Genomic DNA, 15742 nt, shown 5'->3' with positions numbered 1-15742 from the left:
GGGTGGTGAAAGCAAGCGCCCCACGTGCGCCACATGAGAACCCGATTGGTTGCGTGAACAGCGTTGCCGGTCGGGTTTTTTCTTTGGTGCCATGACAGACATCCAGGCTGACCCCGCGGTCACCGCAGCCGATGCGGCGCAGGCCGATACCTCCTCTCCGAAGGCACATCAGGGCAAGCCGGCCAACGCCATCGGCCTGGTCGTGCCCGAGCGCATGCATTTTGCCGAGCCGCTGCCACTGCGTAACGGCTCGCAGATCAGCGGCTACGACCTGATGGTCGAAACTTACGGCACGCTCAATGCCGACCGCTCCAACGCCGTGCTTATCTGCCACGCGCTCAACGCATCGCACCACGTCGCGGGCGTGCACGCCGAGGGCGAAGTCGGTTGGTGGGACAACATGGTCGGCCCCGGCAAGCCGGTCGACACCAACCGGTTCTTCGTCATCGGAGTGAACAACCTGGGCTCGTGTTTCGGCTCGACGGGCCCCATGAGCCCGCATCCGGAAACCGGCCTGCCTTATGGCGCGCGCTTCCCCGTGGTGACGGTGGAAGACTGGGTGAACGCGCAGGCACGCGTGGCCGATCGTTTCGGTATCCAGCAGTTTGCGGCGGTGATGGGCGGCAGCCTCGGCGGCATGCAGGCGCTGGCCTGGAGCCTGATGTATCCGGACCGGTTGCGGCATTGCGTGGTGGTGGCGTCCACGCCCAAGCTGTCGGCGCAGAACATCGCCTTCAACGAGGTGGCGCGCAGCGCGATCCTGTCTGACCCCGATTTCCACGGGGGCGATTACTACGCGCACAACGTCAAGCCCAAGCGCGGTCTGCGTGTAGCCCGGATGATCGGCCACATCACGTATCTGTCGGACGAAGACATGGCCGCGAAATTCGGCCGCGAGCTGAAGGCGGAAGACATCCGTTTCTCGTTCGACGTCGAGTTCCAGGTCGAGAGCTACCTGCGTTACCAGGGTGACAAGTTTGCCGAGTACTTCGATGCGAATACGTATCTGCTGATCACGCGTGCGCTCGATTACTTCGACCCCGCACTGGCCTACGGCGGGAGCCTGACCAAGGCCGTCGCGCATACCAAGGCGAGCTATCTCGTCGTCAGCTTCATGACCGATTGGCGATTCGCCCCGGCGCGCAGCCGCGAGCTGGTCAAGGCACTGCTCGACAACAAGCATCCCGTCACCTACGGCGAGATCGACGCGCCGCACGGTCACGACGCTTTCCTTCTGGAAGACGCGCGCTACCACGCGCTGGTCCGCGCCTATTACGAACGCATCGCGCAGGAGATCGGCGCATGACAACGCAAACGCTGAACCCCGCAGCGCCGTCCGCGGTGCCGAACATCCTGACCGACCGCGCGGACTTTCGCGCCATCGCCCGCTGGATCGAGCCAAACTCCACCGTGCTCGACCTTGGCTGCGGCGACGGCAGCCTGTTGCGCGTGCTGCAGGATGAGCTCGACGTGCTGGCCTACGGCATTGAGATCGACGATGCGGGCGTGCTGGCCTCCGCGAAAAAGGGCGTGCACGTGATCCAGCAGAACATGGAAGGCGGGCTGGCACTGTTCGAAGACAAAAGCTTCGATACGGTCATCCTTTCGCAAACGCTGCAGACCATCCACAACACGGCGCAGGTGCTGCGCGAGATGCTGCGCGTGGGCCGCGAGTGCATCGTGTCGTTCCCGAACTTCGGCTACTGGCCGCATCGGCTTTCGATCTTCCGTGGGCGCATGCCGGTGTCCAAGTCGCTGCCGTACGAGTGGTACAACACGCCCAACGTGCGCGTGCTGACCATCCGCGACTTTGAGGCGCTGGCGCCCAAGGTTGGTCTGGTGATTCTCGATCGTGTTGTGCTGCACGAAGGCAGCGTGGTGCGCTGGGGAGCCAACTGGCGAGGCAGCGTGGCCGTGTACCGGGTGCGCGCGGGCTGATTGCCTTGGCAGCCGCGGGCGCCTCTGGTGTGCTGGTTTGTGCGCACCCGCACGTAGCAGATTGGCGCGTTACACTGGGCCATCTTCCGTTGAGGAGCGCGCGATGAGCAGACAGGTCCGGCGCAGAAGTCCGCGCATGCTGCAGGCGGTGTTGGCGTTGGTGATGAGTACGGCGATGTCGTTGGCAGCCGCTGCAACGTCACCTGCCGACACACAGGGCGATGCCGCCGCCCTCACCCAGATCGCCATCGCGCATTACGAGAAGAACGATTTCGGCCACGCCTTCGACGAGTTTGCCGAGGCTGCACAGCGCGGCAACCGGCTCGCGCAATTCAACTACGCGATGATGTTGATGCGCGGCGAAGGCACCGTCGCCCGCCCAGAAGAGGCGGTCAAATGGCTCCGCCGTGCCGCCGACAACCACATGACCCACGCGCAGTTTGCCTATGGCGAATTGTTTGAGCGCGGCGAGTTGGTACCGCGCTCCCTGGAAGAAGCCAACAAGTGGTACGAGCGCGCCGCGGCGGGCGGGCATGTCGAGGCACAGCGTGCGCTGGCCACCAACTACTTCACCGGGCGCGGTTTGCCGCGTGACTACGGGCGTGCGTTCAACTGGTACAAGAAGGCGGCCGAGGGGGGCGATGGGCCTTCGCAGTACATCGTCGGCAGCTATTACGAGCGTGGCGAACCCGGCGTAGTGCCTCAGGATATCGAGCTGGCCAAGAAGTGGTACGGCCGGGCGGCTGCACAAGGGGATGTGGGGGCGCTCGGCAAGCTGCGCGAGCTGGTGGAGAAAACCTACCGCGCCAAGCACGGTGACCCGCCCACAACGGCGCGCCAGTCCATGTAGCGCATCCAAGAAAAAACCGCCGGGCATGGCTGCATGCACCGGCGGTTTTGCTTTGGAGCGTGTCAACCGTTGATCAACAGCAGCGGCCGACGCGCCCCGCGTAGCGCGCGTCCTGGCGTTCGCGGAAGAAGTCTTCGTACGTCATGACGGTCTGGCCCGGATGGGTCTCCTGCATGTGGCGTACGTAAGTTTCGTAGTCCGGCACGCCAACCATCAGGCGCAGCGTCTGGCCCAGGTAGCGGCCGAAGTTTTCGAGTTCTTCGCGCATGCCCGTGCTCATGCGCCCAGCGCTTCGTACGGCGTTTCGTTGGCGGTCGGACGGCTCGCGGCGCGCGCCTTGAGTACCGTGCGCAGGCCATACCAGGCGATGCTCACCACCACGAGAATGAACAGGCCGCACAGGAATGCGTCGATGCGGTCGTTCAGCACCACCTGCTGCATCTGCGCCATCGACTTGGCCGGGGCGAGCAGCTTGCCTTCGGCAATCGCGCTGGCGTACTTGTTGGCGTGGGCCAGGAAGCCGATCTTCGGGTCCGGATCGAACAGCTTCTGCCAGCCGGCGGTGAGCGTGCAGATCAGCAGCCAGATGGTCGGCAGCAGCGTCACCCACACATAGCGGTCACGCTTCATCTTGACCAGCACGCAGGTGCCCAGTGTCAGCGCAATCGCGGCGAGCATCTGGTTGGAGATGCCGAACAGCGGCCACAGCGTATTGATGCCACCCAGCGGATCGACCACTCCCTGGTACAGGAAGTAACCCCACAGCGCGACGGTTGCGGCCGTGGCAATGAGGTTGGCGACGAGCGAATCCGTGCGCTTGAGTGCCGGCACAAAGGTGCCCAGCAGATCCTGCAGCATGAAGCGCCCGGCGCGCGTACCTGCATCCACCGCGGTGAGGATGAACAGCGCCTCGAACAGAATCGCAAAGTGGTACCAGAAGGCCATCATGGCCTGGCCGCCCACCACCTGGTGCAGGATGTGCGCCATACCCACGGCCAGCGTCGGCGCGCCGCCTGCGCGGGCGAGGATGGTGTTCTCGCCGACGTCCTTGGCGGTCTGGATCAGCACGTCAGGGGTGATGACGAAGCCCCAGGTGGACAGCGTGTGTGCCACCGTATCCGGCGTCGCGCCCACCAGCGCTGCCGGGCTGTTCATCGCGAAGTAGACTCCCGGGTCGATGACCGAAGCGGCCACCAGCGCCATGATGGCGACGAACGATTCCATCAGCATCGCACCGTAGCCGATGAAGCGCGCCTGGGTTTCGTTCTCCAGCAACTTGGGCGTGGTGCCCGACGAGATGAGCGAGTGGAAGCCCGACACCGCGCCGCACGCAATGGTAATGAACAGGAACGGGAACATGTTGCCCGACCACACCGGACCACCGCCGCCTGCAAACTGCGTGAGCGAAGGCATCTGCATCTGCGGCGCAACGATCAGGATGCCGATGGCCAGTGCCATGATCGTGCCGATTTTCAGGAACGTCGACAGGTAATCACGCGGGGCAAGCAGCAGCCACACCGGCAACACCGAGGCGACAAAACCGTAGCCGATCAGCATCCACGTAAGGGCCTTGCCGTCGAATGTGAACAGCGGCGCCAGCGCGGCGTTTTCGTGCACGGCCTGACCGCCGATGATGGCCAGCATCAGCAGCACGAAACCGATGATGGAGATCTCACCGATGCGGCCCGGGCGGATGTAGCGCACGTACACGCCCATGAAGAGCGCGATGGGAATCGTCGCGGCTACGGTGAAGGTGCCCCAGGGCGAGCCAACCAGCGCTTTCACCACAATCAGTGCCAGCACGGCCAGGATGATGATCATGATGAGGAACGCGCCAAACAGCGCGATCACGCCGGGCACCGTGCCCATCTCACTCTTCACCAGGTCGCCCAGCGAGCGGCCGTCGCGGCGCGTGGAGATGAACAGCACGATGAAATCCTGCACCGCACCGGCAAACACCACGCCGGCCAGAATCCAGAGCATGCCGGGCAGATAGCCCATCTGCGCGGCCAGCACGGGGCCCACCAGCGGGCCAGCGCCGGCAATCGCCGCAAAGTGGTGGCCAAACAGCACGTGCTTGTTGGTGGGGACGTAGTCGAGCCCGTCGTTGTAGCGCCAGGCGGGCGTCTTGCGGGTGCCGTCCAGGCCGAGCACCTTGTCGGCAATGAAGCGGCTGTAATAGCGATACGCGATCAGGTAGATGCATACGGCGGCCACCACCACCCATAGCGCGCTGACTGCCTCGCCGCGCGCAAGCGCAACGGTGGCAAAGGCAGACGCGCCAAGAATGGCAACGACCAGCCAGATCAGGTGTTGCCTGACGAAGCTCATGTCGGTCTCCTCGAACCTTGGTCGAAGTTATTTGCTGAACGCGGGATGTGGGTTCATCCCTGCAGTAAGTCCTGCCCCGTGACAGGGGCGTGTAGTATTTGCCAGCCTCACCCCGCGCCACAAGCGGAGGACTACGCAGCACACGTCCGTAGTTCTACGCAGGGCCCCACACCCGATCGAGACCGCGTCGCCATCTTGCGTTGCAGCAAAGCGCCGCGTTTTTGCCATGAAGCTCCGCCAGAAAATCCTGCTGCTCGCCGTTGCACCGCTGACCATCGCCATGCTGGCGATCATGTTGACCGTGCGGCATCAGTCGATTGCGCTGGCGCGGCACGAGCGACAGTTGGTGGAATCGGCGTACCTGCAGGCCAAGGAAACCGAGCTGCGGTCTTACGTCAAGCTTGCGCAGAGTGCCATCGCGCCGTTGCTTGCGTCCGGCCAAAGTGGCGACCCTGCCAAGGACGAAGCCACGCGCGACGAAGCCATGCGCACCCTCGCCCGCCTCGACTTCGGCACCGATGGCTACTTTTTCCTCTACGACTTGCGTGGCCGCAACCTGATGCACCCGCGCCAGCCCGAACTTGTCGGGCGCGATCTGTGGGACCTGACGGACTCCGGCGGCCAACCGACCATTCAGAAACTGGTGGCTGCCGCGCAGGCCGGCGGCGGGTTCGTGCGCTATATGTGGGACAAGCCATCGACGCACCAGAGCGTGCCCAAGCTCGGTTATGTCGAGCCCATTCCGCAGTGGGGCTGGATGGTCGGCACTGGTTTGTATCTGGACGACATCGAGCAGACCCTGCGAGAGATTGACCAACGCGCGCAGGCCAACATCGACCAGACACTGGCGTGGGTGGTCGGCATTGCCGCGATCAGCATCCTGCTGGTAGCCGGCAGCGGTTTGGCGCTGAACGTGAGCGATCACCGCCAGGCTGACGCCAAGCTGCGCCAGCTCGCGCAGCAAGTAGTGAAGTCTCAGGAAGACGAACGCGCGCGTGTTTCGCGCGAGTTGCACGACGGCATCAGCCAAGTGCTGGTGTCGACCAAGCTGCTGCTCGAAACCGCGCACGGACATCTCGAAGCGTCACCTGCATCGCCGCCGTCGATCGAACGGGCGGACAGCATGTTGCGTCGTGCGCTTGATCGGTTGAACGGCGCGCTCGGCGAGGTGCGGCGCGTGTCGCACAACCTGCGCCCTGCGCTGCTGGACGATCTCGGTTTGGCGGCTGCGCTGGAGCTGCTCGTGCGAGAAACGCGTGAGGCGCACGAAGACAGCCAGCCGGGGTTCGCGATTGCGCTCGAAGTTGTCGGTCCGCCCGTGCAGTTACCGGACGCATGCAACACCGCGCTGTTCCGCATTGCGCAGGAGGCTGTCTCGAACATCGAGCGCCATGCCACGCAAGCCACGCGCATCGGCGTATTGCTTGAAAACGATCTGGATGCCGTGCGCCTATCCGTTCGCGACAACGGCCCCGGCTTTGATGTGGAATCCGTGCAGGTGGACCCGCAGCACGGCATCGGCTTGCGCAACATGCGCGAACGCATGGCCGCGTTGGGCGGCACCTGTACCGTTGCCTCGGGCCCGCACGGCACCGAGGTGTGCGCTGTGCTCCCGCATGTCGTCATCGCTCAACTGGCTTCTGCTCCCTCTTCTTCCCTCGTATGAATATGCGACCAGCCGCGCCCGTCAAACTGCTCCTCGTCGACGATCACCCGCTCGTGCGCGATGGCGTGCGCATGCGGCTGGAAGCCGTGCCGCATTTCGAAGTGGTGGGGGAAGCTGGTGACGCCGATGCCGCTCTGCGTGCCGCGCGCACCTTGTCACCCGATCTGGCGCTGATGGACATCGGCATGCGCGGTATGAACGGCATTGCGCTCACCGAGAAGTTTGCCGAGGAATTTCCCGAGATTGCCGTGCTCGTGCTGTCGATGCACGACAACCTGGAATACGTACGGCAAGTGATTCGCGCCGGCGCGCGTGGCTACGTGCTCAAGGATGCGCCCGCCAGCGAACTGGTCGAGGCCATCGACGCTGTGCTGGCCGGCCGGCCGTTCTACAGCGCGCAGCTGGCGATGCGCATGGCCGAGCAGGCCGTCATGCCCACGCCGGTCGAGGCGCTCACGCCGCGCGAGCGCGACATTCTTGACGGCATCGCCAAGGGCTATGCCAATAAGCGCATCGCCGACGAGCTGGGCCTATCCGTTCGTACGGTGGAATCGCACCGCCTGAACCTCAAGCGCAAACTCGGCATCGAGGGCCAAGCGGAACTGGTGAAGTTTGCGGTCGAGCTGGGAAAGGGCCGCTAGACGGCCTTCGTGGCTTCCACGTAATCGCGCACCATCGCCTCGAACGAGGTGTCGCGGCCAAAGCCCATTGCGTCGGCGCGGGCGGTTTCGAAGCGCGCCGGCCAGCTTTGCACGATGGCCTTGATGCGCGCGTCCGGCTCCCATCGGATACGCGAGACCGGCGCATCGCCCGCCACCTTGCGCAACGCCTCCACCATCTCGCCCACGCGCACCGTAATGCCCGGCAGGTTCAGTGATCGGCGATTGCCCCATGCCGACGCCGACAGCGTGTACGCGTGCAGCAGCGAGGCCACGACCTGACGCGGCGAGGCAAGCCACAGCTCAGTCTCGGCTTCCACGGGGCAGATGGCTTCCTCGCCGGCCAGCGGCTCGCGGATGATGCCGCTGGCAAAGCTCGAGGCCGCGCCGTTCGGTTTGCCCGGGCGCACCGACACCGTCGGGATGCGCACCGCGCGCCCGTCGATGTAGCCCTTGCGCGAATACTCACCGACCAGGAATTCGCCCATCAGCTTCTGCACGCCGTACGAGGCCTGCGGCGTGGCCGCCGTGTTGTCGGTGACAACGGAGGGCAACTGGCCGCCAAACACCGCCACGGAGCTTGCGAACAGTACGCGCGGCGCACGGCCGGTCTTGGCGTGCTGCGCGCGCAGCGCATCGAGCAATGCGCGCGTGCCGTCCAGGTTCACGCGCATGCCCAGGTCGAAGTCGGCCTCGGCGGTGCCGCTCACCACGGCGGCCAGGTGGAACACGCCGCCCACGTTTTCGTCGATCACCTGGGCGATGAAGGCTGGGTCGGAAGCGTCGCCCGTCACATAGCGCACACGCGCATCGGCAATCTGGCCGGCCACCTGGTCCAGCACGATGAAGGTCTCAACCGGCTGCACCGAGCCGTCCGCACCGGGCAGGCCGGGTTGCTGGAGCAGTGCCGCCAGCACGCGCTGGCCCAGGAAACCGGCGCCGCCGGTGATGACGATGTTCATGGTGTCTCCTTGTTGCCTGGCCTGAGCGGCCCGACGTTTTGATTGATGCCTAGGGTAAACAGGGATGAAGCTCTGCGACTCAACTTGTATGATGACACGACGAATTTACGCTTGCCAAGACATCCCTGCCACCATGTTTGAACGACTCGACGCCGCGCCTTCCCTGTCCGACCGCGTGGCCCAGACCCTGATGGACAAGATCGACGCCGGAGAACTGCGCCGCGGTGAGCGCATGCCGTCCGAAACCGTGCTCGGCCAGGAATTCGGCGTGAGCCGCACCGTAATCCGCGAGGCCATCTCGCGTCTGCGCCACGAAGGCGTGGTCGAAGCGCGCCAGGGCAGCGGCGTGTACGTCACGCAGCAGGCTGGCCTCAAGCCGCTGCGGATCGATGCGGCGCAGGCCGGTTCGATCGATGCCGTGCTGCACATCATCGAGCTGCGCCGCGCGCTGGAGGCTGAAGGCGCTGCGCTGGCCGCCCAGCGCCGCACGGATGCCGAGATGATCGAGATCGACGCCGCACTCGACAGCATCGACGCTGCGGTGGCGGCCGGCGGTGACGGCGTGACCGAAGACCTGCGCTTTCACCACGCCATCGCCGCGGCCAGCGGCAATCCGTTTCTGGTGCAGGCACTCGGCTTTTTCAGCCAATACCTGGAAGAAGCGATTGGCGTGACGCGCAGCAACGAAGCGCGCCGCGAAGACTTCGCCCGCCAGGTCCGTGACGAACACCGCGCGATGGTCGAGGCGATCCGCCACCGCGACGCACTGGCTGCACGCAACGCCGCGCAAACCCACATGTTCAATGCCGCACGTCGTTTGGCCGAAGGGCGCGACGTGGCGCAAGACTGATTTTTGGAGTCATTCATGACGCAATCGATGGCTGATCGGAAGGTCGGCGTGATCGGACTCGGCGCCATGGGCCTGGGCATTGCCAAGACCCTGCGCAATCACGGCTACACCGTGCATGCCTGCGACGCGCGCCCGGGTGCCGCAGCGGATTTCGCCAAGGAAGGCGGTGTGGCCTGCGCAACGCCGGCGGAGGTTGCCGCTGGTGGGGATGTGGTGGTCTCGGTGGTGGTCAACGCCGCGCAGACCGAGGCCGTGCTGTTCGGAGAGGCAGGTGCAGCGGCCGCCATGCGACCGGGCAGCACGTTCGTCATGTGTTCCACGGTCGACCCGAACTGGTCGATTGCGCTGGAGGCACGCCTCGCGCAGCAGGGCATCCTGTATGTGGACGGCCCGATTTCGGGCGGCGCTGCCAAGGCCGCTTCGGGCCAGATGACGATGATGACGTCGGCCACGCCCGAGGCGTATGCGGCGGCGGGCCATGTGCTCGACGCCATGGCCGGCAAGGTCTATCGCCTGGGCGACAAGGCTGGCGCGGGCAGCAAGGTCAAGATCATCAACCAGTTGCTGGCCGGCGTGCACATTGCCGCCGCCGCCGAAGCCATGGCCCTGGGCCTGCGCGAAGGCGTGGCAGCGGATGCGCTGTACGAAGTCATCACCCATAGCGCGGGCAACAGCTGGATGTTCGAAAACCGCATGGCCCACGTGCTGGCCGGCGACTACACGCCGTTGTCCGCCGTCGACATCTTCGTCAAAGACTTGGGCCTCGTGCTCGATACCGCGCGCGCGAGCAAGTTTCCGCTGCCGCTGGCGGCTACCGCGCACCAGATGTTTATGCAGGCATCCACCGCCGGCTACGCCCGGGAAGACGATTCGGCCGTCATCAAAATCTTCCCCGGCATCACGTTGCCGGAGGGCCAATCGAAATGAACGTTGCGCAGACCTCCCGCCCCGTGCTCGGTTGCATCGCCGACGACTTCACCGGTGCAACCGACCTTGCCAACATGCTCGTGCGCGCCGGCATGCGCACGGTGCAGACCATCGGTGTGCCGCAGGCAGGCGGCGAGGGCATCGCTGCGGATGCCGATGCCATCGTCGTCGCGCTCAAGTCGCGCACGATTCCGGCGGCCGATGCCGTGGCGCAGTCGCTGAATGCACTGCATTGGCTGCGCGCGCAAGGCTGCTCGCGCTTCTTCTTCAAATACTGTTCTACCTTCGATTCCACTGACGCAGGCAACATCGGCCCCGTGGCCGAGGCGTTGATGGTTGAACTGGGCGCCGATTTCACATTGGCCTGCCCTGCGTTTCCCGAGAACGGCCGCACGATCTTCCGTGGTCATCTGTTCGTGGGCGACGTGCTGCTCAATGCGTCGGGCATGGAGCACCATCCGCTCACGCCGATGCGCGATCCGAACCTCGTGTCGGTGCTCGCGCGCCAGAGCGCGGGCAAGGTCGGCCTGCTGCGTTACGACACCATCATGCGCGGCGCCCAGGCTGCGCGCGATCAGACCCAGCAACTGCGCGCCGACGGTGTGAGGCTGGCGATTGCCGATGCCATTTCCAACGATGACCTGATCGTGCTGGGCGAGGCGTTTGCCGACCTGCCGCTGCTCACAGGTGGCTCGGGCCTGGCGCTTGGCTTGCCTGCGCAATACCGCCGCGCAGGGCTGATCACCGAACATGGCAACGCGGCCCAACTGCCAGCGGTGGCCGATTCAGCGATCGTATTGTCGGGCAGCTGCTCGCGCGCGACGAATGCCCAGGTAGCGCACTGGCGTGCATCGCGCCCTGCGTTCCAGATTGATCCGCTGGCGCTGGCTGAAGGCAAACCGGCGGTGGTCGACGCGCTCGATTTCGTACATCGCCATGCCGGGCAAACGGTGCTGGTGTACGCGACCAGCGCGCCCGAGCAAGTGGCCCACGTGCAGCAAACGCTGGGTGTGGAACGCGCCGGCAAGCTGGTTGAAGACGCACTGGGCCGCATCGCCCGCACGCTGCATGCTGACGGCGTGCGCCGCTTCGTGGTGGCCGGCGGTGAGACATCGGGCGCCGTGGTGCAGGCGCTTGACGTGCGTGCGCTCCGCATCGGCCCGCAGATCGATCCGGGCGTGCCCTGGACAGCCACCATCGACAACGACCCGGTTGCGCTGGCATTGAAGTCCGGCAACTTCGGGACGGTGGATTTCTTTGAGAAGGCGCTTGCGCAACTAGCGCACGCAACGACGGAGCCGGTCGCATGACCGCAACGAATGAAAATGCGCTGCGCGAAGAGATCGCGCGCGTCGGCCAGAGCCTGTATGCGCGGGGTTACACCGTCGGCACGGCAGGCAACATCAGTGCTCGCCTGCCCGACGGCTGGCTCATCACGCCCACCGATGCCTGCCTCGGCACGCTGGACCCGGCGCGCATCGCCAAGGTGCTGGCGACGGGCGAGTGGGTCGGCGGCGACAAACCGTCGAAGACGCTCGCATTGCATCGCGGTATCTACGACCGCAATGCCGACGCGCATGCCGTGGTGCACACGCATTCGACACATCTCGTGGCGCTCACGCTTGCCGGCGTCTGGCAGAAGGCCGATGTGCTGCCGCCGATCACGCCGTATTACGTGATGAAGGTCGGCCATGTGCCGCTTATCACGTATCGGCGTCCAGGCCATCCGGATGTGGCTGCGCAGATTGCGTCACTGGCCAATGACGTGCGGGCCGTACTGCTCGATCGATTGGGCCCCGTGGTGTGGCACAGCTCGGTGTCGAACGCAGCGTATGCGCTGGAAGAACTAGAGGAAACCGCACGGCTTTGGTTGATGACCGAACCCAAGCCCGCGCCGCTGTCCGACGCGCAGATCGACGAACTGCGCCAGACGTTCGGGGCCCGCTGGTAGCGCCCGCTGCACGGCCCACATAAAACCAAGACCGGAGACCACATGAACACTTCGACCGCCACCACGGCGGCGTTGCCTTCGCACGCCGTTTCAAAAGAGGACAGCGTCTATGCGCGCGTATCGCGCCGCATCGTCCCGCTCATCATGCTGTGCTACGTGGTCGCGTATCTCGATCGCGTGAACGTTGGATTTGCGAAGCTGCAGATGTCGCAGGCGCTGAATTTTTCCGAGACGGTCTACGGGCTCGGCGCCGGCATCTTCTTCATCGGTTACTTCCTCTTCGAGGTGCCGAGCAACCTGTTGATGAACAAGATCGGCGCGCGCATCTGGATCGCGCGAATCATGATCACGTGGGGTTTGATCTCGGGCGCATTCGCATTCGTGCAGACGCCGACGCAGTTCTACGTGATGCGGTTCCTGCTGGGTTTGGCCGAAGCGGGCTTCTACCCCGGCGTCATCCTGTACCTGACGTACTGGTATCCGTCGCATCGCCGTGCGCGCATTGTCGCGATGTTCATGGCGGCCATCCCCATCTCGGGCATTTTCGGCAATCCGCTGTCGGGCTGGATCATGAGCGCGTTTCACGGGACGGGCGCCGGCGGCGGCTGGCAGGGCTGGCAGGGCTGGCAGTGGATGTTCGTGATCGAAGCCATTCCCGCTGTGCTGGTCGGCCTGCTGGTGCTGTGGAAGTTCGATGACAGCATCCGCAAGGCCAAGTGGTTGTCGGAAGACGAGAAGCAGATTCTTGAAGCCAACATTGCTGCAGACAACAAAGGCAAGACCGAGCACCAAGGCATCGGCAAGGTGTTCTCCGACCCGCGTGTGTGGATGATGAGCCTGATCTACTTCGCCTTCGTCATGGGCCAATACGGCTTGACGTTCTGGATGCCGACGCTGGTGAAGAACGCCGGTGTGACAGACACCTTCATGGTGGGCGTGCTCTCCGCGATTCCGTACGTATGTGCGGCGATCACCATGGTGCTGATCGGCCGCAGTGCCGATGCACGACGTGAGCGTCGCTGGCACCTGGTTGTGCCGGCGCTGATGGGCGCAGTCGGTTTTGCCGTGGTGGCGACGGCCGGGCATAACGTGGCCTTGTCGATCGTGTTCCTGTCATTGGCCGCTGCGGGTGTGCTGACGTGTGCGCCGTTGTTCTGGTCCCTGCCGACGGCCTTCCTGCAGGGCACGGCTGCCGCTGCCGGCATTGCCGCCATCAACTCGGTCGGCAACTTGGCCGGCTTCGTGAGCCCCTATATGATCGGTGCGCTCAAGGACATGACGGGCAGCACATCCACCGGCATGTATGCGTTGGCGGGCGTGCTGGTGCTCGGCTGCATCGCCGTGTTGCGTACGCCGTCGAAGTTGGTCAATAAATAAGCAATCGTATCCAGAGGTCTGTCATGCCCCGCTTTGCCGCCAACCTTTCCATGATGTACCAGGAGCACGCGTTCCTCGACCGCTTTGCCGCTGCGGCAAAAGATGGGTTCGAGGGCGTTGAGTTTCTATTTCCCTACGACTTCGACAAGGCGGATATCCGTGCCCGCCTTGACGGCGCCGGCCTCACGCAAGCGCTGTTCAATGCCCCGCCGGGCGACTGGGCTGGCGGCGAGCGAGGCATCGCTTCGCTGCCCGGTCGCGAGGATGAATTCAAGCGCGGCATTGCGACAGCGCTGGAGTATGCGCAGGTGCTCGGCAACACGCGCCTGCACGTGATGGCCGGGCTGCTGCCCGCCGGTGCAGACCGCGCGCGCCATCACGGCACCTACGTGAGCAACATCGCCCACGCTGCGCGCGAGGCTGCCGGCGCGGGCGTCACCATCGTGCTCGAACCCATCAACACGCGCGACATGCCGGGCTTCTTCCTCACGCAACAGGCACAGGCGCATGCGGTATGCAAGGAAGTCGGCGCGACCAACGTCAAGGTGCAGTTCGACCTGTACCACGCGCAGATCATGGAGGGCGATCTGTCGGTCAAGCTCAAGCAGTACGTCGATGGCGTGGGCCACGTGCAGATTGCCGGCGTGCCGGATCGCCACGAACCGGACGAAGGCGAGCTGAACTATCCGCACCTCTTCGCGTTGTTGGATGCGCTCGGCTATGACGGCTGGGTCGGCTGCGAATATCGGCCGCGTGCCGGTACGAGCGAAGGGCTCGGCTGGCTCAAACGCTGGCGCGAAAGCCAGCGTTGACGCGCAGGCATAAGGGTTACGTGCGTTGATCTGCCCAGGCTACGGCGCGCATCGCCAAGCGCAGATATAAAAGAAAACCGCCGCTGCGCAATGCGCAAGCGGCGGTCTGCTCTGGCGGACAGGCTCGTCAGGCGCCCAACTGAGCGGGGCCAAGCGAGCGCGTCGTGGGGACGCGGCCGTATGCCGGCAGCTCCGCCTTGCGAGTTGCCACTTCCAGTTGCATGCCAATCGCTTCGGCAGCATGCGCCGCCGTTGCGCCGCTGGTGCCCACCACGAGGCGATAACCGCCACCGCGCACGGTCTGGATCAGGCCATCGCAGGGCGTGCCGGCCAGCGCTACGCGCAGCTTGCGCACATGCACATCCACTGTGCGCTCACCCACGAATACATGGTTGCCCCATACGCGGTCCAGCAGTTGCGTGCGCGAGTGCACGCGTTGCGGGTGCGCGACGAGAAAGTGCAGCAGGCGGAATTCCAGCGGGCTGAGCGGAATGGCGCGCGGACCGGTTTCGGTTTGCGCAGTCACGCCCAGCGTGAGCGGATCGAGGCGCAGGCCGTTGACCTGGAGGATGTCGTCGCCATGCTGATGCGGCGCGCGGCGGCGCAGTACGGCGCGAATGCGGGCGTGCAGCTCGCCCGTGTCGCACGGCTTGACGACGTAGTCGTCGGCACCGGCGTCGAGTGCGGCAATCTTGGCACGCGCATCGCCATGACGGGACAGCACGATGACCGGCAGGCCGCGCGTCTGCATGTTGGCGCGCAACGCCAGCAGCATGTCGATCGACTCGCGCTCGGGCCACGTCCACTCCATCAGGAGCAACTCAGGCATGGCCGCCAGGATGGCTGCCTGCGCCTGGCCCGGATGGCTGACCCGTTGTACCTCGTGTCCACCATCACGCAGGGAAAACGACAGACGCTCCCCCTCTGCCTGGTCTTGTTCGACCAGCAAGATCTGAATACCCACTTTGTGATACCTCCCGTCTAACCAGCCGACACACTCCGGCGAGCAGCCTCGCGGCTGCGCTCTGCTGTCTGCGGTGCGCGTTGTTATGAGTGCCATGCGGGCAGTTGCGCGTGTGCTCGCATGTCGTTTCTTGCGGGTGCTGTTGCCCGGCCGTCGGCCTTGCGCAGATCGTCATGCTGCTGTTCCCGTCGACGATCGCCAGCGGAGCCTCCTGGGTGGTGTCCAGGGTGGTCCTGAGAAAGGTCTGCAAACCCCTCGGTGCCTGCTGCGGCATGCCGAACCATGCAATCGTTTGCACAGTTTGCGGCCTTGCCTGCGCGCAATCCGAGCCGGCGCCCCCCCGAGCGCCGGTGAAGTAGGGATTCCCCACCTCCGTTGGCATAAGGCTTGTTAGCCCTTTCCCGTTTCCTCTAGTCATGACCCCCCCCTCTGGCTCAGAGAAAAGGGATTCCGTT

At 64.8% G+C, this 15742-nt stretch carries 15 protein-coding genes; 11 read left to right on the top strand and 4 right to left on the bottom strand.

Annotation, left to right across the window (positions count from 1 at the left end; translation table 11 throughout):
• The first annotated feature begins 91 nt into the window (after nt 1-91).
• From metX to NG898_RS09575, 3 genes are all read left to right on the top strand, one after another.
• Nucleotides 92-1306, top strand: a complete 1215-nt coding sequence (gene metX, locus NG898_RS09585) for a homoserine O-succinyltransferase MetX (protein ID WP_252692100.1) — start codon at nt 92-94, stop codon at nt 1304-1306.
• Nucleotides 1303-1938 carry a methionine biosynthesis protein MetW gene (gene metW, locus NG898_RS09580; RefSeq protein ID WP_045205121.1) on the top strand — a complete coding sequence of 212 codons (636 nt, stop codon included), beginning with the start codon at nt 1303-1305 and terminating at the stop codon, nt 1936-1938. Before metX ends, metW begins: the two co-directional genes overlap by 4 nt.
• Before the next feature lie 103 nt (nt 1939-2041).
• Complete coding sequence (locus NG898_RS09575; protein ID WP_252692099.1) at nt 2042-2788, top strand: tetratricopeptide repeat protein; 747 nt, start codon at nt 2042-2044, stop codon at nt 2786-2788.
• Nucleotides 2789-2861: 73 nt separating this feature from the next.
• Here the strand turns inward: NG898_RS09575 and NG898_RS09570 are convergent, their stop codons facing one another.
• Both NG898_RS09570 and NG898_RS09565 read right to left on the bottom strand, forming a co-directional pair.
• Complete coding sequence (locus NG898_RS09570) at nt 2862-3056, bottom strand: YbdD/YjiX family protein (protein WP_252692098.1); 195 nt, start codon at nt 3054-3056, stop codon at nt 2862-2864.
• A gap of 8 nt (nt 3057-3064) precedes the next feature.
• Nucleotides 3065-5119 carry a carbon starvation CstA family protein gene (locus NG898_RS09565; protein WP_252692097.1) on the bottom strand — a complete coding sequence of 685 codons (2055 nt, stop codon included), beginning with the start codon at nt 5117-5119 and terminating at the stop codon, nt 3065-3067.
• 226 nt (nt 5120-5345) lie between these two features.
• On the opposite strand from NG898_RS09565, the gene NG898_RS09560 reads away from it, so the two are divergent.
• Nucleotides 5346-6785, top strand: coding sequence for a cache domain-containing protein (locus tag NG898_RS09560; RefSeq protein ID WP_252692096.1), 1440 nt, complete (start codon nt 5346-5348; stop codon nt 6783-6785).
• The gene (locus NG898_RS09555; RefSeq protein ID WP_024977019.1) at nt 6782-7426 is read left to right on the top strand and encodes a response regulator; all 645 of its coding nucleotides are present in this window, start codon (nt 6782-6784) and stop codon (nt 7424-7426) included. The genes NG898_RS09560 and NG898_RS09555 overlap by 4 nt, the downstream gene beginning before the upstream one ends.
• Here the strand turns inward: NG898_RS09555 and denD are convergent.
• Nucleotides 7423-8406: a D-erythronate dehydrogenase gene (gene denD / locus NG898_RS09550; protein WP_252692095.1), complete on the bottom strand. Its 984-nt coding sequence runs from the start codon at nt 8404-8406 to the stop codon at nt 7423-7425. The genes NG898_RS09555 and denD overlap by 4 nt on opposite strands.
• Nucleotides 8407-8539: 133 nt before the next feature.
• Between denD and NG898_RS09545 the strand changes: the two genes are divergently transcribed.
• The 6 genes from NG898_RS09545 to otnI are packed head-to-tail and all read left to right on the top strand — an operon-like array spanning nt 8540 to nt 14323.
• Entirely contained in the window at nt 8540-9256 is a 717-nt protein-coding gene (locus NG898_RS09545; RefSeq protein WP_252692094.1) for a FadR/GntR family transcriptional regulator, read from the top strand.
• A 15-nt stretch (nt 9257-9271) separates the two neighbouring features.
• On the top strand, nt 9272-10183 hold the full coding sequence (ltnD, locus tag NG898_RS09540; protein WP_252692093.1) for an L-threonate dehydrogenase: 912 nt from the start codon (nt 9272-9274) through the stop codon (nt 10181-10183).
• Nucleotides 10180-11493 (top strand): 3-oxo-tetronate kinase, encoded by a 1314-nt coding sequence (gene otnK / locus NG898_RS09535; protein ID WP_252692092.1) that lies wholly within the window; start codon nt 10180-10182, stop codon nt 11491-11493. Before ltnD ends, otnK begins: the two co-directional genes overlap by 4 nt.
• Nucleotides 11490-12134, top strand: coding sequence for a 3-oxo-tetronate 4-phosphate decarboxylase (otnC, locus tag NG898_RS09530; protein ID WP_252692091.1), 645 nt, complete (start codon nt 11490-11492; stop codon nt 12132-12134). The genes otnK and otnC overlap by 4 nt, the downstream gene beginning before the upstream one ends.
• A 42-nt stretch (nt 12135-12176) precedes the next feature.
• Entirely contained in the window at nt 12177-13511 is a 1335-nt protein-coding gene (locus tag NG898_RS09525; protein WP_252692090.1) for an MFS transporter, read from the top strand.
• A gap of 23 nt (nt 13512-13534) precedes the next feature.
• Nucleotides 13535-14323, top strand: coding sequence for a 2-oxo-tetronate isomerase (gene otnI, locus NG898_RS09520; RefSeq protein WP_252692089.1), 789 nt, complete (start codon nt 13535-13537; stop codon nt 14321-14323).
• Nucleotides 14324-14450: 127 nt separating this feature from the next.
• Here otnI and NG898_RS09515 read toward each other — a convergent pair whose 3' ends face one another.
• Nucleotides 14451-15287, bottom strand: a complete 837-nt coding sequence (locus tag NG898_RS09515; RefSeq protein WP_252692088.1) for a winged helix-turn-helix domain-containing protein — start codon at nt 15285-15287, stop codon at nt 14451-14453.
• Between the last annotated feature and the right edge of the window lie 455 nt (nt 15288-15742).

Origin of the sequence: Ralstonia mojiangensis (assembly GCF_023955645.1) — a bacterium.
Lineage (GTDB): Bacteria > Pseudomonadota > Gammaproteobacteria > Burkholderiales > Burkholderiaceae > Ralstonia > Ralstonia mojiangensis.
Note: the sequence above shows the minus strand (reverse complement) of the source record. Positions and strands in the feature narration are given on the sequence as shown.